This window comes from Amycolatopsis rubida (genome assembly GCF_900115345.1).
GTDB classification, from domain to species: Bacteria; Actinomycetota; Actinomycetes; order Mycobacteriales; family Pseudonocardiaceae; genus Amycolatopsis; species Amycolatopsis rubida.
Map to the genome: position 1 here is coordinate 681215 of NZ_FOWC01000002.1, position 25223 is coordinate 706437.

28 protein-coding genes are annotated in these 25223 nt (G+C 69.3%); 13 read left to right on the forward strand and 15 right to left on the reverse strand.

Translation table 11 applies throughout. From position 1 onward, the window contains the following. Positions 1-95: 95 nt before the first annotated feature. On the reverse strand, positions 96-998 hold the full coding sequence (locus BM362_RS12180; RefSeq protein WP_093573167.1) for a LysR family transcriptional regulator: 903 nt from the start codon (positions 996-998) through the stop codon (positions 96-98). Between the two features lie 107 nt (positions 999-1105). On the opposite strand from BM362_RS12180, the gene BM362_RS12185 reads away from it, so the two are divergent. Both BM362_RS12185 and BM362_RS12190 read left to right on the forward strand, forming a co-directional pair. Further along, entirely contained in the window at positions 1106-1495 is a 390-nt protein-coding gene (locus BM362_RS12185) for a hypothetical protein (protein WP_093573168.1), read from the forward strand. Further along, complete coding sequence (locus BM362_RS12190; RefSeq protein ID WP_093573169.1) at positions 1492-3066, forward strand: multicopper oxidase family protein; 1575 nt, start codon at positions 1492-1494, stop codon at positions 3064-3066. Before BM362_RS12185 ends, BM362_RS12190 begins: the two co-directional genes overlap by 4 nt. Before the next feature lie 144 nt (positions 3067-3210). On the opposite strand, the gene BM362_RS12195 is transcribed toward BM362_RS12190, so the two are convergent. Together BM362_RS12195 and BM362_RS12200 are read right to left on the reverse strand one after the other, a co-directional pair. After that, positions 3211-3882 (reverse strand): response regulator transcription factor, encoded by a 672-nt coding sequence (locus BM362_RS12195; protein ID WP_093573170.1) that lies wholly within the window; start codon positions 3880-3882, stop codon positions 3211-3213. Between the two features lie 42 nt (positions 3883-3924). After that, the gene (locus tag BM362_RS12200; RefSeq protein ID WP_244287128.1) at positions 3925-5130 is read right to left on the reverse strand and encodes a sensor histidine kinase; all 1206 of its coding nucleotides are present in this window, start codon (positions 5128-5130) and stop codon (positions 3925-3927) included. Positions 5131-5278: 148 nt separating this feature from the next. Between BM362_RS12200 and BM362_RS12205 the strand changes: the two genes are divergently transcribed. The 5 genes from BM362_RS12205 (at position 5279) to BM362_RS12225 (ending at position 9641) form a co-directional block, all read left to right on the forward strand. Continuing rightward, on the forward strand, positions 5279-5785 hold the full coding sequence (locus BM362_RS12205) for a hypothetical protein (protein WP_093573172.1): 507 nt from the start codon (positions 5279-5281) through the stop codon (positions 5783-5785). Beyond that, positions 5782-6831 carry a peptidoglycan-binding protein gene (locus tag BM362_RS12210; RefSeq protein ID WP_093573173.1) on the forward strand — a complete coding sequence of 350 codons (1050 nt, stop codon included), beginning with the start codon at positions 5782-5784 and terminating at the stop codon, positions 6829-6831. Before BM362_RS12205 ends, BM362_RS12210 begins: the two co-directional genes overlap by 4 nt. Next, positions 6828-7526, forward strand: a complete 699-nt coding sequence (locus BM362_RS12215) for an ABC transporter ATP-binding protein (RefSeq protein WP_093573174.1) — start codon at positions 6828-6830, stop codon at positions 7524-7526. Before BM362_RS12210 ends, BM362_RS12215 begins: the two co-directional genes overlap by 4 nt. Beyond that, positions 7523-8728 (forward strand): ABC transporter permease, encoded by a 1206-nt coding sequence (locus tag BM362_RS12220; RefSeq protein ID WP_093573175.1) that lies wholly within the window; start codon positions 7523-7525, stop codon positions 8726-8728. The genes BM362_RS12215 and BM362_RS12220 overlap by 4 nt, the downstream gene beginning before the upstream one ends. A 274-nt stretch (positions 8729-9002) precedes the next feature. Next, positions 9003-9641, forward strand: a complete 639-nt coding sequence (locus BM362_RS12225) for a helix-turn-helix transcriptional regulator (RefSeq protein ID WP_093573176.1) — start codon at positions 9003-9005, stop codon at positions 9639-9641. Between the two features lie 42 nt (positions 9642-9683). Here BM362_RS12225 and BM362_RS12230 read toward each other — a convergent pair whose 3' ends face one another. The 4 genes from BM362_RS12230 to BM362_RS12245 form a co-directional block, all read right to left on the reverse strand. Beyond that, positions 9684-9869, reverse strand: coding sequence for a response regulator transcription factor (locus tag BM362_RS12230; protein WP_425285695.1), 186 nt, complete (start codon positions 9867-9869; stop codon positions 9684-9686). Between the two features lie 168 nt (positions 9870-10037). Continuing rightward, entirely contained in the window at positions 10038-10613 is a 576-nt protein-coding gene (locus BM362_RS46815) for a hypothetical protein (protein WP_093573177.1), read from the reverse strand. Continuing rightward, a complete protein-coding gene (locus BM362_RS12240) occupies positions 10610-11143 on the reverse strand; it encodes an RDD family protein (protein WP_244287129.1) in 534 nt (177 codons plus the stop codon). The genes BM362_RS46815 and BM362_RS12240 overlap by 4 nt, the downstream gene beginning before the upstream one ends. Positions 11144-11339: 196 nt before the next feature. Then, complete coding sequence (locus BM362_RS12245; protein ID WP_093573179.1) at positions 11340-12815, reverse strand: flavin-containing monooxygenase; 1476 nt, start codon at positions 12813-12815, stop codon at positions 11340-11342. A gap of 80 nt (positions 12816-12895) precedes the next feature. Here BM362_RS12245 and BM362_RS12250 point away from each other — a divergent pair, with 80 nt between their 5' ends. Further along, complete coding sequence (locus BM362_RS12250; protein WP_037817003.1) at positions 12896-13537, forward strand: TetR/AcrR family transcriptional regulator; 642 nt, start codon at positions 12896-12898, stop codon at positions 13535-13537. Here BM362_RS12250 and BM362_RS12255 read toward each other — a convergent pair. The 5 genes from BM362_RS12255 to BM362_RS12275 form a co-directional block, all read right to left on the reverse strand. After that, the gene (locus BM362_RS12255) at positions 13524-14381 is read right to left on the reverse strand and encodes a sigma factor (RefSeq protein WP_143132415.1); all 858 of its coding nucleotides are present in this window, start codon (positions 14379-14381) and stop codon (positions 13524-13526) included. The genes BM362_RS12250 and BM362_RS12255 overlap by 14 nt on opposite strands. Before the next feature lie 11 nt (positions 14382-14392). Then, positions 14393-15421: an NAD(P)/FAD-dependent oxidoreductase gene (locus BM362_RS12260; RefSeq protein WP_067576289.1), complete on the reverse strand. Its 1029-nt coding sequence runs from the start codon at positions 15419-15421 to the stop codon at positions 14393-14395. Between the two features lie 70 nt (positions 15422-15491). Continuing rightward, positions 15492-15953 (reverse strand): GNAT family N-acetyltransferase, encoded by a 462-nt coding sequence (locus tag BM362_RS12265; RefSeq protein WP_093573181.1) that lies wholly within the window; start codon positions 15951-15953, stop codon positions 15492-15494. Positions 15954-16036: 83 nt separating this feature from the next. Continuing rightward, on the reverse strand, positions 16037-17617 hold the full coding sequence (locus BM362_RS12270) for an ABC-F family ATP-binding cassette domain-containing protein (RefSeq protein ID WP_093573182.1): 1581 nt from the start codon (positions 17615-17617) through the stop codon (positions 16037-16039). Between the two features lie 160 nt (positions 17618-17777). Continuing rightward, positions 17778-18683 carry a helix-turn-helix transcriptional regulator gene (locus BM362_RS12275; protein WP_244287130.1) on the reverse strand — a complete coding sequence of 302 codons (906 nt, stop codon included), beginning with the start codon at positions 18681-18683 and terminating at the stop codon, positions 17778-17780. Between BM362_RS12275 and BM362_RS12280 the strand changes: the two genes are divergently transcribed. Further along, positions 18678-20021, forward strand: coding sequence for an MFS transporter (locus BM362_RS12280; protein WP_093573184.1), 1344 nt, complete (start codon positions 18678-18680; stop codon positions 20019-20021). The genes BM362_RS12275 and BM362_RS12280 overlap by 6 nt on opposite strands. 36 nt (positions 20022-20057) lie before the next feature. Here the strand turns inward: BM362_RS12280 and BM362_RS50485 are convergent, their stop codons facing one another. Together BM362_RS50485 and BM362_RS12285 are read right to left on the reverse strand one after the other, a co-directional pair. Next, positions 20058-20330, reverse strand: a complete 273-nt coding sequence (locus BM362_RS50485; protein ID WP_425285696.1) for a methyltransferase domain-containing protein — start codon at positions 20328-20330, stop codon at positions 20058-20060. A gap of 72 nt (positions 20331-20402) precedes the next feature. Next, complete coding sequence (locus BM362_RS12285) at positions 20403-20966, reverse strand: class I SAM-dependent methyltransferase (protein WP_067576287.1); 564 nt, start codon at positions 20964-20966, stop codon at positions 20403-20405. An 88-nt stretch (positions 20967-21054) separates the two neighbouring features. On the opposite strand from BM362_RS12285, the gene BM362_RS12290 reads away from it, so the two are divergent. Then, positions 21055-21633, forward strand: a complete 579-nt coding sequence (locus tag BM362_RS12290) for a helix-turn-helix domain-containing protein (RefSeq protein WP_093573185.1) — start codon at positions 21055-21057, stop codon at positions 21631-21633. Here BM362_RS12290 and BM362_RS12295 read toward each other — a convergent pair. Next, positions 21623-22579, reverse strand: coding sequence for a sigma-70 family RNA polymerase sigma factor (locus tag BM362_RS12295; protein ID WP_093573186.1), 957 nt, complete (start codon positions 22577-22579; stop codon positions 21623-21625). The genes BM362_RS12290 and BM362_RS12295 overlap by 11 nt on opposite strands. A 62-nt stretch (positions 22580-22641) precedes the next feature. Here BM362_RS12295 and BM362_RS50490 point away from each other — a divergent pair, with 62 nt between their 5' ends. From BM362_RS50490 to trpA, 3 genes are all read left to right on the forward strand, one after another. Continuing rightward, positions 22642-23124 (forward strand): maleylpyruvate isomerase family mycothiol-dependent enzyme, encoded by a 483-nt coding sequence (locus BM362_RS50490; RefSeq protein ID WP_167545275.1) that lies wholly within the window; start codon positions 22642-22644, stop codon positions 23122-23124. Positions 23125-23320: 196 nt separating this feature from the next. Next, the gene (trpB, locus tag BM362_RS12305; RefSeq protein WP_093573187.1) at positions 23321-24478 is read left to right on the forward strand and encodes a tryptophan synthase subunit beta; all 1158 of its coding nucleotides are present in this window, start codon (positions 23321-23323) and stop codon (positions 24476-24478) included. Then, a complete protein-coding gene (gene trpA, locus BM362_RS12310; RefSeq protein WP_093573188.1) occupies positions 24475-25188 on the forward strand; it encodes a tryptophan synthase subunit alpha in 714 nt (237 codons plus the stop codon). The genes trpB and trpA overlap by 4 nt, the downstream gene beginning before the upstream one ends. The last annotated feature ends 35 nt before the right edge of the window (positions 25189-25223 follow it).

Consider the following 25223-nt stretch of genomic DNA (forward strand, 5'->3'; position numbering starts at 1 on the left):
AAGAAGAGCGTCCGCGGGTCCTCGCGATGGCGGTGCCGAGCGAGGTCGGTTATCCGCATGCCGCGTCCCCCGCATGCGCCACAGCCGCTCGTGCGTCAAGAGGAACCCGCTCCACGCCTGCGGTCTCCAGCGAAATAAGCCATCGAGAACTCCGTCAACCGTTGTGCCGCAGCGGAAAGATAGGCGTCCGCACGCCGCACCACCGTCAACGTCCGATAGCAATCCGGAGCATCCAGCTCCAGCCCGACGGCTGTCTCGTCCTTGGCGGCCCGCCGGGCGACCTCCGGCACCAGCCCGATCCCCAACCCGCTCGCGATCAGCTGGCCGGTCGCGCCGGGTTCGTCGCTCTCGCAGGAGTAGTTCGGTTCCAGCCCGGCCTCGGCGAAGAGTCGGTCGGCGAGGGTGCGCGGCCAATAGCCGGGCCGGGTGGTCACCATGGGCTCGTTCGCGAGGTCCGCCATCCGCACGCGTTTGCGCCGCGCGAGCCGGTGCGTGCTGGGCACGGCGAGAATCACCTCCTCACGCAGCAGTTCCCGCGCTTGGAGGCCGGGCTGCCGCAGCGGCTGCGAGGCGAAGCACAGGTCGACCTCGCCCGCGCACAGCTGCTGCGCCATGGTTTCCGCCGACGATTGGTACAGCCGCAGTTCGATGCCGGGGTGCTCCGCGCGGAAGGCGCTCATCAGGCCGGTGAGCGTGAGCAGGGTTTCCGACGCGACGGCGACCCGGCCGTGGTCCAGACCAGCCAGGTCGACGAGTTCCTGACGGGCGTCGTCGAGTTCGCGCAGGGCCCGGTCGACGCGGCGCAGGAACGTGGTGCCGAAGTGATTGAGCCGCAGGCCCCGCCCGGCCCGTTCGAACAGCGGCACGCCGAGATCCGCCTCCAGCCGCGCGATCGCCCGGCTCAATGACGGCTGGGCGATGTGCAGCTCGGCCGCTGCCTGGCTGAGGTGGCCGCGGTAGGCGACCGCCTGGAAGTAGCGCAGGTGCAGCAGATCCATCTCATAGCTCCGAGGTCATGAATACATGGCGAACTTGGTCTTGGACGGCATGAGAACTTCAGCTTAGCGTCTGAACGGGGGAATTCTTACGCGCACTAGGGGGAACAGTGGCCGAAGCGGCCCTGACACGCGGGCGGACGTTGCTGGTGGTGCTGCGGGTCGTCGTGACGGTGCACGCCGTCGCGATCCTGGGTCAGCCGGTGTTCGCCGGACGGTATCTGATCGGCGACTACGACATGCTGGCGCTGCACGAACTCGGCGCGAACATCGTGTCGACACTCGCGCTGGTGCAGCTCGTGCCTGCCGCGCTGTACTGGTGGCGCGGCGGCGTCCAGTGGCTGTTCTGGGCGAGCCTGCTGCTGGCCGGCGGCGAGACCGCGCAGTACTTCGCCGGCCAGGCCGGTGCTCTTGACCTGCACATCCCGCTCGGCGTCGCGCTGGTCGCGATCGCGCTCGGGACACTGTTCGGCATCTGGCGGACCGGGGCTCGGCGATGAGCGGGATGTCACGCCGCCGGTTTCTCGGACTGGCGGGCGGTGCCGGAGTCGTGCTCACGGCCGGGTTCGTGACCCCGCGGTTGTTGCGCCCGGCCGCCGCTACCGGTGAGCTGCTGACCAGCGAAGTTCCGCTGCCGCGACCGTTTCAGGTTCCGTTGCCGCTGCCGCCGGTGCTGCGCCCGGTTTCCCGCGACGGTGGCGTCGACCGGTACGAGATCGTGCAGCGGGCCAGCACCGCGGAGATCCTGCCCGGACTGCGCACGCCGATCTGGGGCTACCAAGGCACCTTCCCCGGCCCGACGATCGAGTCCCGCAGTGGCCGGACCACGATCGTCCGGCACCGCAACGAACTTCCGGTCCCGACCGTCGTGCACCTGCACGGCGGACGCACGCCGCCGGAGTCCGACGGCTACGCCACCGACCTCGTCCTGCCCGCCGACGGCCGGTACCTGTCCAGCGCCGGGCACGGGCATTCGGGGATGGCCGACCCGGACGCCGTCGTGACCGCTGGCAGCCGCGAGTACACGTATCCGTTGCGGCAGAAGGCCGCGATGCTCTGGTATCACGACCACCGGATGGATTTCACCGGCCCGGCCGTATACCGCGGACTCGCCGGGCTGCACATCGTGCGCGACGCCGAGGAAGACGCACTGCCACTGCCGCGCGGCGAGCGAGAGATTCCGCTGATGATCACCGACCGCGCGTTCGCCGAAGACGGATCGATGCGATACCCGTCGCTGGATCCTTCGCTGCGAACCGTACCGGGAGTCGAAGACGCTTACGCGGCAGGCGTTCTCGGCGACGTGCTGCTGGTGAACGGCGCGCCGTGGCCGGTCGCGGAGGTGTCGGCGACCCGGTATCGCCTGCGATTCCTCAACGGTTCCAACGCTCGCCGGTACGATCTCGCCCTCAGCCCACCGCCGCCGAGCGGACCCGCGTTCACGCAGATCGGCTCGGATCAGGGTTTGCTCGACGCACCGCGCGGCCACGCGCATCTGCCGATCGCGCCCGCCGAACGGTACGACCTGGTGGTCGACTTCGGCGCTTATCCGGTCGGCACCGAGGTCACGCTGGTCAACCGTCTCGGAACCGGGACCAGCGCGCAGGTAATGCGTTTCCGTATCACGCACCGGGCGAAAGACGAGAGCCATATTCCGGCGAAACTGTCCGAAGTGGAGCGACTCGACCGTGCACAAGCGACGGTGACGCGCGAGTTCGCGTTCCGAAGTGGACAGTTCGACGGCAGGCACGGCTGGACCATCGGCGGCGAGGCCTTCATCCCGACGAAGATCGCGGCTCAGCCGAAACTCGGCGACGTCGAGATCTGGCGGTTCGTCGCGGATCTGCACCATCCGATCCACCTGCACCTGGTGCACTTCCAGGTACTTTCCCGGGACGGCAAAGATCCCGCCCCGCACGACGCGGGCCGGAAGGACACTGTGGACCTTCAGCCCGGCGAAGCGGTCGAGGTGATCGCGCGGTTCGACGGATATCGCGGGCGGTACATGTTCCATTGCCACAACGCCGAGCACGAGGACATGGGGATGATGGCCACGTTCAGGACCGTTTAGCCAGCTCGCGCCCAGGTTTTTCGCGCGCCTGCCGGTCACGAATGCGCACACCAGCAGCGGAAGCACCCCATCCGCGTCGCGGCAAACCCAGTCCGGCGCCGACGGGACCGGTCCCGGAACGTCCGTGAAGGACCGGCCACGGGGCTAGGCGGGTGCGGGTGCGGCCAGCCGATACCCGGCTCCGGCGACTGTCTCGATCACCGGCGGCGAACCCAGCTTCCGCCGCAACGTCATCACCGTGACCCGCACTGTGTTGGTGAACGGGTCCGTGTGCTCGTCCCAGGCCTTTTCCAGCAGCTGCTCCGCGCTCACCACCGTCCCGCCGGCTCGCATCAGCACCTCCAGCACCGCGAACTCCTTCGGCGACAACGGCAGGAACCGGCCGTCCCGGGACGCCTGGTGCCGGGGCAAATCCAGCACCAGACCGGCCGCCTCCAGCACCGGCGGCAGCGCCGGACGCGCCCGGCGGGCCAGCGCGTGCACCCGGGCGACCAGTTCCGCGAAGACGAACGGCTTGGTCAGGTAATCATCCGCGCCGAGGTTCAGGCCTTCGATACGGTCGGTGACGTCGGCGGCCGAGGTGAGCATGAGGACCCGGGTCTCGCCGCCTGCCTGGACGATCGCCGCGCAGACCTCGTCCCCGTGGACGGTCGGCAGGTCCCGGTCCAGCACGACCACGTCGTAGGAGTGCACGGCGACGCGTTCGAGAGCCTCGTCGCCGTCGTAACAGACGTCCACCGCGATGGAATAGCGGCGCAAGCCCTCGGCGATCGAATCCGCCAGGAGCGGTTCGTCCTCGACAATCAGTACCCGCATTCGATCATCATGCCTTGACCCGAGATAAAGGCGAGATAAGGATCAAGCGGGCAACCGCACCTCCACAGTCAGCCCGCCGTTCGGATTCGCCCGCGCGCAGACGTCCCCGCCGTGCGCGCGGGCGACGGAACGCACAATCGACAGCCCCAGTCCGGAGTGCTCCGCCGCGCCGGTGCGATCGGGTTTTCCCCGCCGGAAGGGTTCGAACAAGCCCGCGACCTCCCGTTCGTCCACATTAGACCCGGAGTTGCGCACACTCAGCGCGGGTGTCGCACCGATGGTGATCGACACCCAGCCGTCCGGGATGTTGTAGCTGATCGCGTTGCTCACCAGGTTCAGCACCAGGCGTTCGAGCAGCACGGCATCACCGATCACCGTCCGCGCGCGCAGCCGGGTCTCCACCGTCACGCCAGCCTCTTTGGCTTGTGCGGCAGTGAGTTTCACTACGGCACGGACCACTTTGTCCAGTCGCACCGGTGCCCGTGCACTCAGGCCGCGATCACTGCGCGCGAGCACCAGCAATCCTTCGATCAGCCGTTCACTGCGTTCGTTGGTCCGCAGCAAATGCGCGCCCAGTTTGGTCAGCACGGGACCGGCTTCGGGATTCTCCAAAGCGACTTCGATCAGCGTCCGCTGCACCGCGAGCGGCGTGCGCAACTCGTGCGAAGCGTTGGCTACAAACCGTTTCTGGCTGTCGAACGAACCGGCGAGACGGTCCAGCATGCTGTCGAAAGTGTCGGCGAGTTCCTTCAGTTCGTCGCGCGGGCCGTCCAGGTTGATCCGCTGATCGAGTTTCCCGGCTTCGAGCCGCCGCGCGGTCGAGGTGATCGTGTGCAACGGCCGCAGTGCGCGTCCGGCCATGAACCAGCCGAACAGCAACGCCAGCGCCGCGGTGACCACCAGCGCGACGGCCGACGCGAGGACCAAAGCGGACATTGTGGAGCTGCGGTAATCGGTGAGCACGACTGTCGCCACTCTCTCCGCCGACGCAGGGACAGCCTGCACTGGGAGTGTCGTCGCCTCCGCCGGGACCGACTCGACGTCGGCGGCGACCTGGCTCAGCTTCAATGAGGCGTCGTCGCCGAGATATTGCGCGGGCGCGGGCAGTTCGTTGCTGACCACGAGGTAGGTCACCACCACCAGCACGAGCCCGGCCAGCAGGAAGAACCCGCCGTGCAGCGCGGTGAGCCGGGTCCGCACGGACAGCCGCAGCGGCCCCCGGCGCGGGCCGGCGCTCTTCTCGGCCAAGGGATCCTCCCAGGTCGTGGCTGCCGGCAGTCTGCCGGATCCGGGCATAAGGAGAGGATAAACAAGATCGCTTAACGGGCCTGTATCGCCGCGTCGGTACTACTGGGCCACCGGCGGGAACGACCCGCCCGAGCGAAGGAGAATCCCGATGCGGAAAGCACGTCTGGCGGCCGTCGGAGCCGGACTGGCGCTGGCGCTGCTCACCGGGTGCTCGTCCGGGGACACCGCGCCGCAGGTGCCCTCGATCTCCAGCCCGAAGGCAAGCCCGGAGCAGGACGCCGCCGCGGGAAAAGCTGATCCCGCCGCGGACCGGGACGCGATGCGCGCCTACGCGAAATGCATGCGTGAGCACGGTGTCGACACACCGGATCCGGGTGAAAACGAAGCCCCGACCATCAACTTCTCCAACGATCCCAAGACCATGGCGGCGCTCGAAGCCTGCAAGAAGCTGCTGCCGGGCGGCGGAATGCCGAAGAAGCTGACGCCGGAGGAACTGGACAAGGCCCGCAAGGAAGCCAAATGCATGCGTGACCACGGCGTCGACCTGCCGGATCCGGACGCGAACGGCGGTGCGCGGGCGCTGCCGATGAAGGACGACGGGACCACATTCGAGGAAGCGCTCAAGGCGTGCGGAATGGGAATGGCCGGAAAGTGACCGGGAAACGAGGACGCTGGTTCATCGCCGCGGGAGCGACTGCCGTCGTGCTCGGCACGACCTCGGCCGTCGTGCTGACCCACGTCGCTTCCGGCGGCGAACCGGCCGCGGCGGCGAAGCCGGTGGCGACCGCCGAAGTGACCAAATCGGACTTGAAAGCGGAGGAGAACGCGACCGGGAAACTCGGCTACGGCAAGGAATCCGCACTGAGCGGGAAGAAAAACGGCACCGTGACCTGGCTGCCCGGCCGGGGCGACGTGCTCGGCTGCGGCAGCACGGCCTACACAGTGGACGCCAAGCCGGTGCCGCTGTTCTACGGAAGTCTGCCGTTCTACCGCGTGCTGAACGGCGGCGTGGACAAGGGACCGGACGTCAAAGAGCTTGAGGAGAACCTGAAAGCGCTGGGATACGGCGGTTTCGGCAGTCCGGACGAGAAGTTCACCTCCGCGACCGCTGCCGCGCTCAAGCGGTGGCAGAAATCGCTCGGCCTCGCGCAGACCGGATCGTTCGATCCGGCCGACGTCGTGCTGGCTCCCGGCGAGATCCGGGTGTCGTCGGTGACCGGTCAGCTCGGCGGCCCCGGCGCGGGCGAGGTTTTCAAGTACACCGGCACGGCACGCGTCGTGGAGGCCGAATTGGACGCGACCAAGCAGAGCGTCGCGGTCAAGGGCTCGAAGGTGTCCGTCTCGCTCAATGGCCGCACGCTGACCGGCACTGTCACCGACGTCGGCGACACCGCCGCGGAGGACAAGGAAACCGGCAAGGCCAAGGTCACCGTCCAGATCCGGATGGCCGACCCGGCCGCCGCCGGAGACGTCGCCGACGTTCCGGTCTCGGTGCGGTTCACCAAAGAGGTCCACCAGGACGTCCTGGTGGTCCCGGTCGGCGCGCTGGTCGCGCTCGCCGAGGGCGGATACGCGGTCGAAATCGACGAGCAGGGCAAGCGGCGGCTGGTCAGCGTCGAGACCGGGTTGTTCTCCGGCGGCCAGGTCGAGGTCACGGCCACCGGTCTGCACGCGGGCCAGCGGGTGGTGACCACGTCATGATCCCCGTGCTGGCCGCGTATCGGGTGTCGCGCACCTACGGCGGGAACGTGCCCGCGCTGCGGAGTGTCTCACTGTCCTTTTCGGACGGGGAAATGGCGGCGATCGTCGGACCGTCCGGTTCGGGCAAATCCACGCTGCTGCAACTGATGGGCACCCTCGACCGGCCGACCGAAGGCCGGATCGAAATCCGGGGCCACGACGTCGCACAACTGTCCGACCGCAAACTCGCCGCGCTGCGCTCGCGGTGGATCGGGTTCGTGTTCCAGCAGTTCTTCCTGGACGACGGCGAAACCGCGGTAAACAACGTGTGCGGCGGCCTGCTGTACAGCGGAGTCCCGAAACGGAAACGGCGGACGCGGGCGTTGGAGGCGCTCGACCGGGTCGGGCTCGGGCATCGCGCCGGACACCTGCCAGGCGAACTGTCCGGCGGCGAACGGCAGCGGGTCGCGATCGCGCGGGCGGTGGTGAACACGCCGCCGATCCTGCTCGCCGACGAGCCGACCGGGAACCTCGACACCGGCAACGGCGCGGCGGTGCTGTCCTTGCTCGCGGAACTCAACGCCGGCGGCACCACGGTCGTGCTCATCACGCACGACCGGGAGATCGCCGCCGGAATGCCGCGGCGGATCGAGATCCTCGACGGGGAACTGCGCCTCGACACCGGCGCGGCCGACCTGGCGGGAGCGCCGCGATGAGCGCACCTGCCCCGCCCAGCCCGAACCGGCTCGGTCCCGCCGATCTGCTTTCCCTTGGCGCGCACGGAATGCGCACTCGCCCGCTGCGCGCGATGCTGTCCGCACTCGGCATCGCCATCGGCGTCGCCGCGATGGTCGCGGTACTGGCCATCCCGGCGTCGGCGGACCAAGCGCTGCAGGACAAGCTCGCCGCGATGGGCACCAACCTGCTCCGCGCCGAAGCCGGGCAGACCCTCATGGGCGGCTCGGCGAAGCTGCCGGACTCGGCGGTCCCGATGGTGCGGCGGATCGCGCCGGTCGAGGGCGCGGTGGAGGTCGGCAAGGTCAACGCCAAGGTGTACCGCAACGACCGGGTCGGCAAGGACGATTCGGCAGGCGTCTCGGTGTTCGCCGCGCGGCCGGATCTGCTGCCGGTGCTCGGCGGAAAGGTCCGCACCGGGACGTTCCTCAGCCCGGCGAACCAGCGCTTCCCGGCGGTCGTGCTCGGCTCGGAAGCGGCTTCGCGACTCGGCATCGACCACCTCGGCCCGGCGCGGCCACCGCAGGTCCTGATCGGCTCGTCGTGGTTCAGCGTAGTCGGGATTCTCGCCCCGATGCCGCTCGCGCCGGAGGTCGAACGGTCGGTGCTGATCGGCTGGGACGTCGCCGAACAGGTCTTCGGCTTCGACGGCCATCCGAGCACGGTGTACCTGCGCGCGAGGGAATCGCAGGTCAGCGCGGTCCGGTCGGTGCTCGCCGCGACGATCAACCCGGCCGCGCCGAACGAGGTAGCGGTCGACCGGCCCTCCGACGCGCTCGCCGCGCGGCAGCTGACGAAGAACACCTACGGCGCGTTGTTCCTCGGCCTCGGCGGGGTGGCGTTGCTGGTCGGCGGCGTCGGCGTGGCGAACACGATGGTGATCTCGGTGCTCGAACGACGGCGGGAGATCGGATTGCGGCGCGCGCTCGGGGCGACCAGAGGCCAGATCCGCGGGCAGTTCCTCGCCGAATCGGTGCTGCTGTCCGGATTGGGCGGGCTCGTCGGGGTGGTGCTCGGGGTCGGCGCGACGGCGGGCTATGCGCTCAGCCAGGGCTGGCCCGCGGTGCTGCCGCCGGTCGCGCTGGCGGGCGGAGTGGCGGTTTCGGCCGCGGTCGGCGCGATCGCCGGGGCGTATCCGGCGATGCGGGCCGCGCGGCTTCCCCCTGCTCAAGCACTGGCCTGACCCCGTTGACGGCCCGCAGGACCGGACCGCGTGAACGCCAGCCGGTCGTGCGGGCAATCATCAACACTGGACTCCCGTCTAGTGCTATCGTGCAACTAAGGTTACAAGCACTAACGTTCGATTAAGTCCTTAACTGATGCTGGGCTGTCGAGGTACCGCAGGCACTACCGCGTCCCGGCAGTGCGGGGGATCGGCCCCGCGCGCCGGACCGCGGATCCTCGGCCCAGCGGAGGATGCGGCGCGGCCGCCGGGAACGACTGGTCTGTGAGCTGACATGAGCGCATTGCCCGAACGAGTGGCGATCATCGCCAACGACCCGATCAGCGGCGAAGGAGCCGCCGCCTACCTGCGCGGCACGCCCCGCTACGCCGTGATGGCTGCCGGCGAGGTCCCGCGCGCGGACGTCCTGCTCGTGATCGTGCCGGAGGTCCGCGAGAAAACCCTGGCCGACCTGGCGCGGATCCGCCGGACCGCGCTCGTCGCGGAGGTGCGCGCGGTGCTGGTCACCGACCGGATCGAGAAGGCCGAACTGGGCAGGCTCGGCGGATTCGGCCTGTCCGCGGTGCTGTACCGCGGTTCCGCGACGCGCGAGAAAATCCTGCACGCACTGGCCGCCCGGGTGCCGTCGGCCGAACCGGAAGACACCCGCGCGACGAGGCTGACGCACGAGTTCCGCACCAGCGAGGGCGAAGCCCGCTACCCTCGGGGCTTCCTCGACCGGCACCGGCTGCAGAGCCGCGAGGTGGAGATCCTCGGCCTGCTCGCGGACGGCTTCGGCACGGTCGAAATCGCCGACCGGATGGCGTATTCGGAGCGGACGATCAAAAACATCATCAGCACGCTGCTGGTCCGGTTCGATCTGCGGAACCGCTCGCACGCGGTCGCCTACGCGCTGCGGACCGGCATCATCTGAACGGCCGCACCGGGAGCCCCGGGCCTTCGCGGGCCGCCCGCCTCAGATCGCGCCGTTCCGGAGTGCGCAGGCGACCGCGTGCGTCCGGTTGCGCAACTCCAGACGCTGCGACAGGTCGTGGATGACGTTCTTCACCGCGCGTTCGGAGAAGGTGGTTTTCTCCGCGGTTTCCGCCGTGTCGAGGCCTTCGGCCAGCCGGCGCAGCACGTCGATTTCCCGTTGGGTCAAGCCGGAACTGTGCTTCGGACGGGTTCGATCGGGCGGCGGAAGTGGCTGAGCAGCGCGCCGCGGGCACCCTGGAGCGGCTGATGACGTTGGCGCTGGGGAAATTCCACCTGCTCGCCGGGTATGGGCCGGTCGCGGCGTGGTCGCCGGGTAGTTCGTGCTGCCGCTGTCCTACGCCGTCGTACGCCTTAAAGCCGCCTCATAAGCCGCGCGGTTGCGGTTGAGCCATTTCGCGAAGTACTGATCGGACTGGGTGTAGACATATCCCGGCGGGACGAACAAGACAGCGAAGACCACGAACCCACCGATCCCGATGATCGCCAGCTTCAACTCAGCGTCCGGCGGCGGGGAGGACATAAAGGACAGTCCACAAACGACAGCAGCCAAGCAACCCATCCCCACCGCGGCACTGAAAGCGCCACGCACGTTCCCCGGCGTACGACCAGCAGACGGATGCGCACCCGGGCTCAACGCACGCTCGGTCGCGGGCCTGCTCCGCCAGCTCAAGACTCCGCCGAGCCACAGCACCGCGAAGAAGACACCGCCGCCCGCCAAACTGAACCCTCCCGCCGCGGAATGGGCCAGCACTCCGACCAAAAGCCCGCTGAAGCCGAAGAGCGCGGCGAGGCTGGCCGTCATCACCCGGTATACCCGACGCATGGTGACGATCGCCTGCAGCCGCGTCGTGTAGTCGCGCCGCCGCTGTTCGGGAGTGTCCGCGACCGCGCGGACCTGGTGTCCGCTCACGGCTTCCGAACGAAACCGGCCGCGCGGAGCCGCTTCGTTTCGCGAACGTCGATGCTCGTGCGGGCTCCGTTCGTCACGGTGACGTCGCCGTTGAGGACCCCGAGCGCGATGATCACGAAGCCGAGCGTGCGGATCAGCATCGCCCAGCCCGCCTTGCCGAGCCCGATCCGGCCGCCGTCGCGAAGCCGGACGAGGCGGATGCCGGTGAACAACGCGCCGAGGCCGCGTCCGTTGCCGTAGAACCAGCCGTACAGCAGCGGCAGCACAAACAGTCCCACTATCCCGATCACACTCGCGCCGACCGCGGCGTCGACGCTGTGCGACTTGAAGTAGTACGTCACCGCCGCAGCCACCGACAAACCGGTGACCAGGAGGAAGTCGACCAGCCAGGCCCAGATCGTGGAAGCGGTGCGCGCCTCGACGTACAGCTCGCCGTTCTCGAACTCGCGAATCCGAGCCGCCGCGCCGTTGCCGAGAACGGGTTCGGCCTGCGTGCGGAGGCTGACCATGACCTCTTGCTGAGTGTTCACGCCATCCTCGACGCCGATCGGGGGCTGGAGGTTCCCTCGACCGGCGCGCATCACCCTGACACGGGGGGCGCAGCAACTCGCCCCAGCCGCTTTCGCGGGGTGATCGTGAAATTGTCCAGCACCTACAGTCACCGGCTCGGCCAGGTCCGCACCCTCGACGACGGTGTCGAACTGCGCTGAGACCCGGCGGCAAGCCTCAAGCGAAGCTGTAATCCTCCACCGGGAATCGTGCCGCCTCCCGGTGGGCGCTGATCGTCGATGTCGGCCGGAGCAGGGTCGCCTCGCCGTGCTGGTTGAAGTAGTAGCTGTTGGCCGTCGCGCACTGGCCGAGCGCGAACACCGAGTGCCCGACCTTGTGCTTCATCCGGTCGAGGAACTCGTCGTTCGCCCGCTGGGTCACCTCGAACACGTCCGAACCGCGGGCGCGCATCCCCTTGAACAGCCGGTCGAGGTGCTTCATCTGGCATTCGATGGTCGTGAAATACGACAGGCCGCTGTAGGAATACGGGCTGTTGAGCGAAACCAGGTTCGGGAACCCGGGCACGGTCACGCCCTCGTAGGCCTGGAACCGGTTGTCGCGCCACCACTTCCCGAGGTTCTTGCCGTCGCGGCCGATGATCTCGATCGCCGGGAAGTTCACGTCCCACAGGTTGAAGCCGGTGGCCAGCACGAGCGTGTCGATCTCGGTGCGCTTGCCGTCCGCGGTGACGATCCCGGTCTCGTCGATCCGTTCGATGCTGGTGGTTTCGAGGTGCACGTGCGGGCGGGTGAAGGCCGGGAAGTAGTCGTTGGAGAACGTCGGCCGTTTGCAGCCGAAGGAGTAGTCCGGCGTCAGCTTGCGGCGCAGTACGGGGTCGCGGACCTGGCGGTACAGATGCGCGCGGCACCAGCGTTCGGCGATCCGGTTGGCACCGCGGAACTGCCGGTACTGGACGACGCCGGAGATCATCATCAGCTCCAGCACCGAACTGCCCGCCAGCCGCACCGCGCGCTGTACCAGTGGCAGCTTCGCGAACGCCTGCTGCAGCGGCTTCGGCACGGCGTAGTCCGGCTTCGGGCTGACCCAGATCGGCGTGCGCTGGTAAACGGTCAGCTCCCCGGCGACCTTGGCGATCTCCGGGATGAGCTGCACGGCCGTCGCGCCGGTGCCGATCACCGCGGCACGCTTTCCGGCAAGGTCGTAGCTGTCGTCCCACTTGGTGGTGTGGATGACCTTGCCCGCGAACCGGTCGATGCCCTCGATGTCCGGCATCTTCGGCTGCGACAGGAAGCCGGTGGCGGTGAGCAGGTACTTCGCGGTGACCGTCTCGCCGCCTTCGATGCTGACCCGCCAGCTGGAGCCGTCCCAGGTCGCGCCGGTCACGACGGCGCCGAAGCGCATCGAGGCGCGCAGACCGTACTTGTCGGCGACGTGCTCGGCGTACTTCTTCAGCTCCGCGCCCGGCGCGAACAGCCGCGACCAGTACGGATTGGGTTCGAACGAGTAGGAGTAGGTGGACGACGGGATGTCGACGGCCAGCCCCGGATACCGGTTCACGTGCCAGGTCCCGCCGAGGTCGTCCTCGCGATCGAGAATCAGCAGGTCGCGGTAGCCGAGGCGGCGGAGCTGGATGGCCGCCCCCATGCCGCCGAAGCCCGCGCCGACGATGACTGCGTCGTACTGCGCGTCCATGTCCGACCTCTCGTTCGGAACTACTTGTCAGTAACGGAACGGTATGTCACTTCAGCGGACTTGGCAATACACTGCAATGCGTGACAGCCCAGGAGAGCCCCCGCACCACCCGAGCCGAGCGCAAGAAGCAGGAACTGCGCCGCGAGATCATCGACGCGGCGTTCGACTGCTTCGCCGACCTCGGCTACCACGCCACGGGCATCTCCGACATCGCCACGAAGCTCGGCATCGGGCACGGCACCTTCTACCGCTACTTCCAGAACAAGCGCGACATCGTCGACCACGTCATCGACGACCTGGTCGCCCGCATCGTCACCGCGCTCACCGCGGAGAACGCGCCGGACGCGGTGTCCACTTTGGACGCCTACCGCGAGCAGACCGCCCGGATCGGCGACGCGCTGGCACAGATCTTCGGCGAGGACCCGCGCGTCCCGAGGCTGCTGCTGTTCGAGGCCGCCGGTATCGACAAAGCGATGGCAGCGCGCGTACTCGACTTCTTCGAACTGGCCACCGAGCTGACCGCGGCATATCTGTCGCATGGCGTGGAGCTCGGATACCTGCGCGCGGATCTCGACATCGAAAACAGCGCGCGGGCGATCAACGGCATGATCCTGGCGTCGGCGATCGCCTCGCTGCGCAACCCGGATCCCGAGGAGCAACGCCGGGTGAGCGAGGCCGTGCGGCGGATGATGTACGACGGGATCGCGGCTAGGCGGGAGTGATCTCGGTCAGCTTGTCGGGGTTGCGCACGAAACACAGCGTCGACACACCCGCATCGCCCGCCCGGACGGTGACCGTGGTCGTCGCCTTGCCGTCCTGAAGGAAGACCGCACCAGCGCCGCCGTTGATGATCGCTGGCACGATCGTGACCTCCTCCATCGTCGAGATCCCGATAAGGAACTGCGCGATCCGGTCCCGGCCGAACAACGGCTTGCGTGCGGCCATGGCTTTGCCGCCGCCGTCGGAGTACAGCACCGCGTCCGGCGCGATCAACGCGGCCACCCTGCCGATCTCACCGGACAGCACCGCCTCGGCGAGCGTCGCCAGCGCCTCGGCGTCACGATTCCCCTGATCCGGCAAGGAATCCCCGATCGCCGAGGTCACCGCCCGTTGCGCGCGCGAGACGAGTTGCCGGGCCGCCGCGGGCGTCGTCTCCAGTACTTCGGCGACCGACGGGTAGTCGACGTCGAGCACCTTGCGCAGGACATAGGCCGCGGCCTGCTCCGGGGTCAACGTGCTGAGCACGAAGTCGAGCGCCTGGCCAAGACCGTCGCGATGCAGCACTTCCCACTCCGGCGAATCCCCCTCGACCACCGGATCCGGCAGCCACGGACCGGGGTAGTTCTCCCGGCGGCGCCGCTGCGCGCGGACCGCGTTGAGCGCCAGCCGCGAGACCATCACCGACAGAAACGCGTGCGGCGTGCGGACCGTTTCGAGGTCCACCCGGGACCAGGTCTCCCACGCGTCCTGCACGACGTCCTCCGCGTCGTAACGCGATCCGGTGATGTGGAAAGCGGCGGCGAGCATCGTCGGCCGATGCGCGGTGAAGACGTCGCCGTGCTCCATGCTGGCCAAGTCTAGGCACCGGCCGGCCACGAGTACCGGCCCGCACGGTCCCGTTCCTGGCTCAGCCACCGCACGGTCATCCGGCAGATCGTCTCCTTGACGAGCCCGCCTGCCCGCCCGTCGATCGCGATCGCGCGCTCGGTGTCGTCCGGGTGCAGGAACTGGACGCGCCCGCGCCCGCTGCCGAGATCGGTGCACTGGAGCACGTAGCCCATCCGGAACGGTTTCCCGGCTCGTCCTTCGCGGCGCGCGGTGATGACGTCGGCGACGTGCGCCCCCATCGGCAACGCCGTCGCGCACGCGGCGCGGAAGGAGCTGTGCACAGCGTCGCCCGCGCCGAGGATGTTCGGGTGTCCGGGGACGGTCAGCTGCTCGTCCACCAGCAACCGGCCGAGGTCGTCGACCGGCAGTCCCGAATCGGCGGCGAGACTCGGCACGGTGAACCCGGTCGTGTCCACGACGAGCCCGTCGATTCCGGCCGGATCGACGCGCCTGCCGAGTTCGATCTCGACCCCTTGTCTGGCGAGAAACCGCAGATGCGCCTGGATCGCGCGCCGGTCCGGGGCGGTAGAGACCAGCTTGACCGCGCGCCCGGCCTCGCGCAGCGCCCCGGCCAGCTCGACGCCGGTCAGGCCCGCGCCCACGATGGTGACCGGAGCGTCCGGTGCCTCGGCGAGGGCGGTGCGGAGCCGCTCGGTCTCCTCCTCGGAGACGATCCGGCAGGCGCCGTTCCGGTCGCTGGTCCCGGATCCGACCGCGTAGACGAGGGTGTCGTAGGGCAGGTTCTCGCCAGCCGCCAGCTGGATCTTGTCGTCGCCGATCTCGGTCGCGGTGTCCTGGACGACCTCCACGGCGGGGTTCAGCACGGTCTGAAGATCGAGCCGGGCGTTCTCCCGGAGACCGGTGGCCACGCGATGGAGCCGGATTCGCTCGACGAACCACGCGTTCGGCGTGACCAGCACCACTTCTTCGCCGCGCCCGGCGAGCCGGTTCGCGGCCATGACCCCGGCGTATCCCGCGCCGAGCACTGTCGTCGTCATGCTGTCCTCCTCCGCTTTCGGGGTTTTCAGCGGATGGACACCGGTCGCGGGAAATCTGTGACAGCCGGGTTCAGCCGCGGCGGGACAGGTAGGTGCCGCTGGGGTCGTCTCGGTAACTTCCGAACGGCGCGCATGGGGTGAAGCCCGCTCGGGTGTACAAAGCACGGGCCGGGGCGAAGAAGTCCATGCTGCCGGTTTCCAGGGAGATGCGTTCGATGCCGCGGTCTTTGGCGTCCTGGAACAGGTGATCCAGGAGCGTGCGAGCGATGCCTCGCCCGCGTCGCACGGGGTCGGTGCGCATGCTTTTCAGTTCCTCATGCCGTGGTTCCAGCGCGGCCAGGGCTGCGGTGCCGACGATGCGCTGGTCGTCAAGGACAGTCCAGAGCCGGACGTGCGGACGCTGGAGTGCGGCCAGGTCGAGAGCGTGCCGGCTTTCGGGCGGGGCGGTGGGGGCCAGTTCGTCCAGGTGAGACTGGAGGAAGGCCCGGAGTCGCGGGTCCGCGAAGTCGGCTCGCTCGATCAGCAGAGGCATGGCCCCAGGCTGCCCGGCGGATGTTTCGCGGTTGTTAGCGCCCGATGTGGCGTTGAGCGCACCCAACGCCACATCGGAGCGGCCTACAGTGCCAACCGCGGCCAGGAAGCCGTGTCGCGCAACAACTGCCGGTCGTGCGTGGCCACCACCACCGCGGCCGGAGTCGAGTGCAGGGCTTCGGTCAGCTCGTCGACCAGCGTCGCGGACAGATGGTTCGTCGGCTCGTCCAGCAACAGCACCTGCGGGCGCGCGGCCAGCACCAGCGCCAGATCCAGCCGCCGCCGGGCTCCGGTCGACAGCTCGGCGATCGGGCGGTGGCGGTCGTATCCGCTGAGCAAGCCCAGCTCGGCCGGGCCCGGGAACCGTTGTTCGAGCAGTTCGGCGGCCGTGCGCCGGGCAGGCAGGTCGGATTCCTGGCCCAGCCAGCCGATCCGCACCGACCGGGCGCGGGTGACCGTGCCCGACGTCGGCTCCAGCGTCCCGGCCAGAACCGCCAGCAGCGTCGACTTTCCCGCCCCGTTCCGGCCGGTGACCACGAGCCGGTCCGCGCCGCCGAGGGTCAGGTCGACCGGGTGGTCCAGTCGTCCGGCGACGGTCACCCCGGCCGCTCGCAGCGCGACAGTTCCTTGGTGCCGCGGCAGTTCCGGCATGGCGAACCGCGCCGGTGGCGGCGGAACGGCCACGACGTGCGCGCTCAACTCCTCCTGCCGCCGGTGCACGGCGCGGACCAGGCCGGGTGCCCGGGTCGCGCGGGTGTGCTTGCCATGGCCCTTTTCCGGACGCCAGTTGTCGCGCAATCGGTTCTGTGCGGCGGAAAGGTCGTCCGCGAGACGTCGCCGTTCCGCGAGTTGCCCGGCGTGCAGCGCCTCCCATCGAGCCCGTTCAGCCTGCCGGGCCTCGACGTACGCCGGATAGCCACCGCCGTAGGCGCGCGGACGGCCGTCGCTCGACGGGTCGAGGTCCAGCACGGACGTGGCGACGTCGGCGAGCAACGCGCGATCGTGGCTCACCAGCACCACCACGCCCGGGTACGCGCGCAGCCGTTCGGTGAGGTGCGCGAGACCGGACGCGTCGAGGTGGTTGGTCGGCTCGTCCAGCAGCAGCACGGAATGCCCCGCGCCGAGCAGGCACGCCAGCCGGACCCGATGCCGCTGCCCGACCGACAACGTGCCGAGCGGACGGCTCCGGTCCTCGACCGCGTTCAGCGCGGCCAGCGAAACCTCGACCCGCCGGTCCGCGTCCCACGCGTCGAGCGTTTCGGCGGCCGAGAGCGCGGCGGCAAAGGCGTCGTCCGCACCGGGCTGTCCCTCGGCGAGCGCGGTTGTCGCGGCTGCCAAGCAGGCCAACGCAGTGCGCGCGGCCGCCAGCTCAAGATCGATCAGATCACCGACGGTTTCCTGTTCTCCCAAGGGTATCTGCTGGTCGGCCATCCCGATCGTGCCCGCGCGGCGAACCTCGCCGCGATCGACCGGCTGGGTCCCGGCCAGCACGCGCAACAGGGTGGTCTTGCCGCGCCCGTTCTCGCCGACAATGGCGACCCGGTCGCCGGCCGCCGCGACCAGATCGACCCCGGCGAGCACCGGAGCACCGCCGAAGGCGACGTGGACGTCGGACAGCCGGACATGCGCCGTGCGCACGAGCACAGGCGAAAGCGGAGATGTCATGAGGGAAATGCCTCCGATGAACAGTGATCAGCAACAAGGACGAGGGCCGGTGCCGCGAACGCGCGCGGTACCGGTGGAGGCGGTGATCCCTCAGAGGTAGAGCTGGTGCTGTATCACGGTCACCAGGGTAAAGGTCTTCCCGGCGGCGCGCATCCGAATTTCACGCCGTGAGGGACGCGAGCTTCGCCGCGGTGCCGGAATCCGCGGGCAAGCAGGTGAACAGCTTCCGGCCGGATTCGTCCATAGTGGACAGCTTCACGTAGTCGAAGGCAAGGACGCCCGCCCGCGGATGGTCGAAAACTCTCCGGTTGCCCGCGAACGGCGCGACGTCGTGCGCGGCCCACCATTCGCCGAACTCCGGACTGGCCTCGCGCAGCGTCCGCACCAGCCCGGCCGCACGCGGATCCTCGGCCCGATGCGCGACGTCGGCGCGGTACTGCGCGAGGAGGTTCCGGGCCTGCCCGGGCCAATCGACCAGCAGCGCACGGACCCGCGGCACGGCGAACACCAGCCACAGCAGGTTCCGCTCCCCGGCAGGCAGCAGCGCCGGATCGCCGATCAGCGCGGCCTCGGTCCGGTTCCACGCCACGAAGTCCCAGTGCGCGTCGAGCACGTACGCCGGGTTCGGGTCCAATGCGTCGACCATGCCCTGCAGCACCTGCGGCGAAGATGTCGGCTCGCCGTCGGCCGGCGGTTCCTCGGCGAGGGCGAAGAGATGCTGCCGTTCGGTCCCGGAAAGCCGGAGCTCCCTGGCGAGGCTCGCCAGCACCTGCCTGCTGACAGTGATGTCCCGCGCCTGTTCGAGCCACGTGTACCAGGTGACGCTGACCCCTGCCAGCTGAGCGAGTTCCTCGCGGCGCAGGCCCGGCGCGCGCCGGCGCGGCCCCGCCGGAAGACCGACCTCCGCGGGGGTGAGCCGATCGCGCCGCGAACGCAGGAAGTCCGCGAGAGCGCGGCGGCGCGACGCGGACCCCATGCGTTCCTCCCCGGTCCTGGTAGTGGCGATACCAGCATATTCGCCCGCTACCACCGCGTCCGGCCCGCTGCCGACGATCAAGACATGCACCCCGCTCCTCCGCCTTGGCGCACACTCGCAATCCTGTTCACCGGCGTTTTCATGGCGGTGCTCGACACGTTCATCGTGTTCGTCGCAGCACCGGCCATCCGGACCGATCTCGGCGCCTCGCCCGCCGAACTCCAGTTTCTGCTCGCCGGTTACCAGCTCGCGTATGCCGTGGCGCTCGTCACGTTCGCCCGGCTCGGCGACCGCTACGGCCGCAAACCGGTGTTCCTGGCCGGGCTGCTGGTGTTCTCCCTGTCGTCGGCCGCGTGCGCCGCCGCACCGGACGCGGGCTGGCTGGTCGCCGCGAGGTTCGTCCAAGGACTCGGAGCCGCGGCGATGTTCCCGCAGGTGCTCGCGATGATCCACGTCGTGGTTCCCGGCCCGCACCGGCCGAGGGCGTTCGCCGTGCTCGGCGCGGTCATCGGGCTGTCCGGCGTCACCGGCCAGCTCCTGGGCGGGGTGCTTGTGACCGCGAACCTTTTCGGCAGCCCGTGGCGGCCGATCTTCTGGGTCAACGTCCCCCTCGGACTGATCACCCTCGCTCTCGCCGCGCGCTTCCTGCCCCGGACCCGGCCGAACGGTGCCGCGCGGCTGGACCTTCGCGGCACCGCGGTGCTGACCGTCGCACTCTCCCTGCTCGTCGTACCGCTCGTCGTCGGGCGGGAAGCGGGCTGGCCGCTGTGGTCCTGGTGCAGCCTCGCCTGCGGCGGACTCGCGATGGCGGTCTTCGCCGCCGTCGAACGCCGCGTACCCGCGCCACTGGTCCGGCCAGGATTGGTGCGGCAGCGCGAATTCAGGCTCGGCATGTGCCTCGTGCTGCTCACCTACGCCGGGATCAACTCGTTCTTCCTCGTGCTTTCGCTTGCCCTGCAAGACGGTCTGGGCCTCAGCCCGCTCGCCGCCGCGCTGACGTACCTGCCGTTCGCCGCCGCCTTCCTCTCGATGAGTCTCCTCGGCAGCCGCGTGGGCCGAGCCCCGCTGGCCGGCGCGGCGACCGCAGGCGCCGGCTATGCCGTCCTGATCACGCTGTCGGCCACTCTCGGCACCGGCTGGTCGTTCGTTCCCGCGCTGCTCCTCATCGGCGCGGGCCAGGGCCTCCTCGTGCCGCCGCTGCTGAACCACGTCCTGTCCGCCGTCCCCCGCGCCGACGCCGGGACGGCTTCCGGCGTGCTGGCGACTGGTCAGCAAATCGGCGGAGCATTGGGGGTCGCGGTGGTCGGCGCGGTCTACTACTCCGCGCTCGACGGGTCGCCGCTGCACGCGCTCGCGCTGGCGTGCGGCGGGATTCTGGCTCTCACCGCCGGTGCGATCGCGGTTCTGCGGCTGCTGCCGCGGAATTGACGTGGGTTCGCCGCCAGCACGATCGGCAACGGCCGTTCAGCAACTCGGCCAACGGCCAGTGCGCCGCACCGACCTTGTCGCGAATCCCCTGGTCGGTCCGTGATAGCCAGCCGGACGACCCTCGCCACCTCGCGCAGCACCGCGAAGTACCCGGGCATGTCGGCGTGCACCAGCATCCGAGACGACCGCATCGACGCTGCGGTCCCGAACCGGCAACCGCGCGGCGTCGGCCTGGGCGATCGGCAGCCGGGCGCGGAGCATCCCGCTGGACAGGTCAACGCCGAGCGGCGTCCAGCCCAGCTCCCGCACCAGGTTTCACTGGCTGGGCGCGGCGAACTCCTCCTGGTACCAGTCCGCGATCTCGGCATAGGCCGCCACCGATTACGCGTTAGGCGAAGAATCCTTGCGGGCACAGAGAATCGTGTCGTGCAATTCCCCGCCAGGAACCTTCCGCGTCCGGTTCTCGGCGGCCGTGATCTCCCATCGCCCCGCATCCAGACCGACGTCGTGGACGGTGATCGTCGACTCCGGCGGATGCAGCTCCCCGTGCTGGTGCCCGACCACCAGCAACGTCCCGCCCGGCGCGACCCACTCCGCGAGCCGCTCGAACAGCGAGCCCGCCGCGTGCACGTAGTGCGTAGCGACCAGGTCGAACTGCCCGTCCGGAGCCCAGTTCAGCAGGTCAGCGCACACCCACTCGACCTCGCTCGACCGTTCGCGCGCATGTCGCAGCACCTCCTCGGACAGGTCGACCGCCGTCACCCGCCATCCGTGCCCGGCGAGCCAGAGCGCCTCGTTTCCTTCCCCGCAGCCAGCCTCCAGCGCGCGTCCGGGCGGGAGTTTCCCCGCCTCTTCGACCAGCTTCGGATGCGGCTCGAGCTTCGCGTGCCCGGCGGTGCCATGCCAGTGCTCGTCCCAATAGGACTGATCGAATGCGTGCGGCACAACGGTTCCTTTCGTGGGTTCCCGTTCCACCTTGCAAACCCGCCGGCACAGCTGGCAAGCAAACTTGCCAATCTGTCAAACTCGGGGAATGGACGACGACCGAGCCCTGGACGCAGTCGGCCCCCGGTTGCGCGAGCTGCGCCGGAAGCGAGAGGTCACGCTGGCCGAGCTGGCCGCACAGACCGGCATCGCCGCCAGCACGCTGTCGCGACTGGAATCCGGCAATCGGCGGCCCACGCTGGAGCAGTTGCTGCCGCTGGCTCGCGCACATGGCGTGCCCCTCGACGAACTGGTCGACGCCCCGCCAACCGGCGATCCGCGCATCCATCTTCGCCCGATCAGCTGTGCCGACGGCGTGACGATCCTGCCGCTGACGCGCCGTCCGGGCGGAATCCAGGCGTACAAATTCATCCTGCCCGGGCAGCGGGCAAAGCAAGAGCCCGAGCCCAAGACGCACGAGGGCTACGAGTGGACGTATGTCCTCAATGGACAGTTGCGGCTGGTGCTCGGCGAGCACGACATGACGCTTTCCCCGGGCGAGGCAGCGGAATTCGACACCCGGATACCGCACTGGTTCGGCGCGGCGTCGGCGGAACCGGTGGAGTACCTGTGTCTGGTCGGACGGCAGGGGCAGCGCGCGCACGTGCGGGCCGCGCCTAAGGCATGACCGTGGCAGGCAGCCCGAAGGCCGGGAAATGCGCTGCGCCGAGGAACGACGTGAGGTCGCAGATCCGGTCCTCCCGCAGGGTCAGCACGGTGATGGACCACGCCTCGTGCGGGACAGTCCCCGAACCGCCGAGGTAGAACGCCACCGCGGGCTGGGCGTTCGCGCTGATCAGCCGGAAGCGCCAGCTCGGACAGCGCGTCATCGGGACCTGGACGGCGAACTCCGTCACGGCGGCGCCGCCGCGATACCAGTGCGGCAGCGGCGGCATCGACCAGGTGACGTCCTCGGTCAGCAAGCTTACGAGGCCGTCGACGTCGCCTTCGGCAAGGGCGGTCGCGAAACCAGTCGCCAGCTCTTGGCAGCGGGAGTCGCCGAGGAGCCGCTGCCGAGTTCGGGCGGGAACGTGCGCCGAGATGGTCCGACGGGCGCGGGCCAGGGCGGAGTTCACCGAGGCCACGGACGTTTCCATCATCGCGGCGATCTCGGCGGCGGAAAAGCCGAGGACGTCGAACAGCAGCAGCGCCGCCCGTTGGTTGCCCGGCAGATGACGGCACGCGGCGACGAAAGCCAGCTCAACCGCCTCGCGTTGTTCGTAACTGGCCGCGGGGAAATCGGGGCACGGACCCAGCCAGGCCACGTCGGTACGCGGGGCTGAGTCGAGGACGACCTGCTCGCCCGCCGGGCCCAGGTCGACCGGCAGTGCGCGGCGGCCGCGCTGCTCGATGAGGTCCAGACAGGTCCGCGTGGCGACCGTGTACAGCCAGGTGCGCAGCGTGCTGCGGCCCTCAAACCCGGCCCGCCCGCGCCACCCTCGCAACAGTGCCTCTTGCATGGCGTCGTCGGCGTCGTGGATCGAGCCGAGCATCCGGTAACAGTGCGCACGCAATTCCACCCGCAACGGGGCCACCGCACGGGTGAATGCGGCTTCCGAAGAAATTTCCCCCACGACCGACGATTCTGCCGCATCCGGCCGGTCTCACCTGGCAACCACTACCGAGGAGACCTGAAATGACCGCCGCCTGGCCGCAGATCCACGCCGAACGCGCCGCACTGGCCGACGATCTGTCCGACGCCGCATGGAGCACGCCATCACTGTGCGAGGGGCTCTCCGTCCGCGAGGTGCTGGCCCACCTCACCGCGGGCGCGTCGCTCACGCCGTTGCGCTGGACGGCGGGCGTGCTCCGCTGCCGGTTCGACTTCGATCGGCAGGTCGCGATGCGGTTGGCCGAGCACCTCGGCGACAGCCCGGCCGACACGTTGGCCCGCTTCCGCCGGGTCGTCACCGGCAACGACGAAACCGCCGTTGCCGGTCGTGGCGATGCTCGGCGAGACCGTCGTGCACGGCGAGGACATCCGCCGTCCGCTCGGCATCCGCCACGAGTATCCGGTCGAGACGCTCACCACGGTGGCCCGCTACTACCTCGGCTCCGACCTCGTCGTGCTCGCCAAAGGGCGCGTCCGCGGCCTTCGCCTCGAAGCAACCGACAGTGACTTTTCCGGCGGCTCGGGCCCCCTCGTGTCCGGCCCGACGCTCGCGCTGATCATGGCCATGACCGGCCGCTCCCGGTTCCTCGACGACCTGGACGGCGACGGCGCCGAGATCCTGCGGCAGCGCTGACGGTCTTGCGCTGCGCCGCCAAGAGTTCTATAACAGTGGAGACAGTTATAGAACTCTAAGGAGCCGCTCATGCGCACCCCACCCCAGGAAGGACGTTTCGGGGAGTACGGCGGGCGCTGGGTGCCGGAATCACTGGTGCCCGCCTGCCTCGAAGTCGCCGACGCCTTCGAGAAGGCATGGGTCGACCCCGGCTTCCGCGAGCAGCTCCAGACGATGCTCGCCCGGCACGTCGGCAGGCCCACGCCGGTGACGCCCGCCGAACGGTTGTCCGCGGAACTCGGCGTGACCGTCGCGCTCAAGCGGGAAGACCTCACGCACACCGGGTCGCACAAGATCAACAACGCGGTCGGCCAAGCGCTGCTCGCGAAGCGGATGGGCAAGCAGCGGCTGATCGCCGAGACCGGAGCCGGGATGCACGGCGTCGCGACGGCCACCGCGGGCGCGCTGCTCGACCTGCCGGTCACGGTGTTCATGGGCGAACAGGACGTCGAACGCCAGTCGCACAACGTGTTCCGCATGCGCTACCTCGGCGCGGAGGTCGTCCCGGTGCGCTCGGGCAGCCGCACGCTCAAGGACTCGACCAGCGAAGCGATGCGGCACTGGGTCAGCTCGACCGAGGAGGCGCACTACTGCCTCGGCTCGGTCGTCGGACCACATCCGTATCCGTGGATGGTGCGGGAGTTCCAGCGCGTGATCGGCGACGAAGCCCGCGAGCAGCACGTGACGGTGCCGGATTTCGTCGTCGCGTGCGTCGGCGGCGGATCCAACGCGGCGGGCACTTTCGCCGGATTCGCCGACACCAGCGCACGACTGGTCGGAGTGGAAGCGATCGGCGGATCGGGCGCGACGTCCGGCCAGGCCGGGGTGCTGCACGGATCGCGGTCGCTGTTCCTCCAGGACGAGCACGGGCAGATCCTCGAAGCCCACTCGATCGCCGCCGGACTGGATTACCCCGGTGTCGGACCGGAACACGCGCACCTGCGCGACCTCGGGCGGGCTCAGTACGTCGCGGTCAACGATGAAGCAGCGGTCGCCGCGGCCGCGCGACTGGCACGCACCGAGGGAATCATCCCGGCCCTCGAATCCGCGCACGCGCTCGCCTGGGTGGCCGAAGCCGCTGGCACGCCGGATCTCCCCGCTGGCTCAACGGTGCTGCTCACCCTGTCCGGCCGGGGCGACAAGGACATCACCACGCTCATCGCTCGCGCCGAGGAGTCCCGCGCATGAAAACCGATCGCAAAATCCTGATGCCGTACCTCACCGGCGGCATCAATCCACAGTGGACGGACTATCTCCCGGCGCTGGCCGAAGCCGGTGCGGACGCGATCGAAGTCGGCATCCCGTTCTCCGACCCGACGCTGGACGGTGTGACCATCCAGGAAGCGTCCACCGTCGCTCTCGCTAACGGAACTACTCCTCAGAGTGTCCTCAATGCACTGTCAGAGACCACAGTGGACATCCCGATCATCGTGAGCACCTACGCCAATCTGGCCGTCCGGAAGGGCTTCCGCACCGAACTGCGAGAAGCCGGAGTCGACGCTCTGATCGTGCCGGATCTTCCGCTGGAGGAAGTGCCCGCGATCGAGAAGGGAATCGAGCTGGCATTGCTGGTCTCCCCCGCGACGCCAGCCGACCGCGCACACGAGATCGCCGCGCGCAGCCGAGGTTTCGTCTACGCCGTCTCGTCGATGAGCACCACCGGCGAACGCGACCAGCTGCCCGCCTCCGCGATCGACCTGGCCACCCGGCTGAAGAACGCCACTGACCAGCCGATCCTGGTCGGCTTCGGCATCTCGCGACCAGCGCACGCCGCCGAGGCCGCCCGGGTGGCCGACGGCGTGATCGTGGGCGCGGCGATCATGCGGCGGGTGCTCGACGGTGCCGGTCCGGCGGAGGTCGGCGAGTACGCCGCGACCATGCGGGCCGCGCTGGACTAGAATCCGCTGGTCCCCGCAGAACCGGACCAGAACGG

Bases quoted from the DNA above. Each gene is read 5' to 3' on its own strand.
- BM362_RS12180 (WP_093573167.1), bottom strand. From the start codon at position 998: ATGGATCTGCTGCACCTGCGCTACTTCCAGGCGGTCGCCTACCGCGGC.
- BM362_RS12190 (WP_093573169.1), top strand. From the start codon at position 1,492: ATGAGCGGGATGTCACGCCGCCGGTTTCTCGGACTGGCGGGCGGTGCC.
- BM362_RS12195 (WP_093573170.1), bottom strand. From the start codon at position 3,882: ATGCGGGTACTGATTGTCGAGGACGAACCGCTCCTGGCGGATTCGATC.
- BM362_RS12205 (WP_093573172.1), top strand. From the start codon at position 5,279: ATGCGGAAAGCACGTCTGGCGGCCGTCGGAGCCGGACTGGCGCTGGCG.
- BM362_RS12215 (WP_093573174.1), top strand. From the start codon at position 6,828: ATGATCCCCGTGCTGGCCGCGTATCGGGTGTCGCGCACCTACGGCGGG.
- BM362_RS12220 (WP_093573175.1), top strand. From the start codon at position 7,523: ATGAGCGCACCTGCCCCGCCCAGCCCGAACCGGCTCGGTCCCGCCGAT.
- BM362_RS12225 (WP_093573176.1), top strand. From the start codon at position 9,003: ATGAGCGCATTGCCCGAACGAGTGGCGATCATCGCCAACGACCCGATC.
- BM362_RS12245 (WP_093573179.1), bottom strand. From the start codon at position 12,815: ATGGACGCGCAGTACGACGCAGTCATCGTCGGCGCGGGCTTCGGCGGC.
- BM362_RS12255 (WP_143132415.1), bottom strand. From the start codon at position 14,381: ATGGAGCACGGCGACGTCTTCACCGCGCATCGGCCGACGATGCTCGCC.
- BM362_RS12260 (WP_067576289.1), bottom strand. From the start codon at position 15,421: ATGACGACGACAGTGCTCGGCGCGGGATACGCCGGGGTCATGGCCGCG.
- BM362_RS12265 (WP_093573181.1), bottom strand. From the start codon at position 15,953: ATGCCTCTGCTGATCGAGCGAGCCGACTTCGCGGACCCGCGACTCCGG.
- BM362_RS12270 (WP_093573182.1), bottom strand. From the start codon at position 17,617: ATGACATCTCCGCTTTCGCCTGTGCTCGTGCGCACGGCGCATGTCCGG.
- BM362_RS12280 (WP_093573184.1), top strand. From the start codon at position 18,678: ATGCACCCCGCTCCTCCGCCTTGGCGCACACTCGCAATCCTGTTCACC.
- BM362_RS12290 (WP_093573185.1), top strand. From the start codon at position 21,055: ATGGACGACGACCGAGCCCTGGACGCAGTCGGCCCCCGGTTGCGCGAG.
- BM362_RS50490 (WP_167545275.1), top strand. From the start codon at position 22,642: ATGACCGCCGCCTGGCCGCAGATCCACGCCGAACGCGCCGCACTGGCC.
- trpB (WP_093573187.1), top strand. From the start codon at position 23,321: ATGCGCACCCCACCCCAGGAAGGACGTTTCGGGGAGTACGGCGGGCGC.
- trpA (WP_093573188.1), top strand. From the start codon at position 24,475: ATGAAAACCGATCGCAAAATCCTGATGCCGTACCTCACCGGCGGCATC.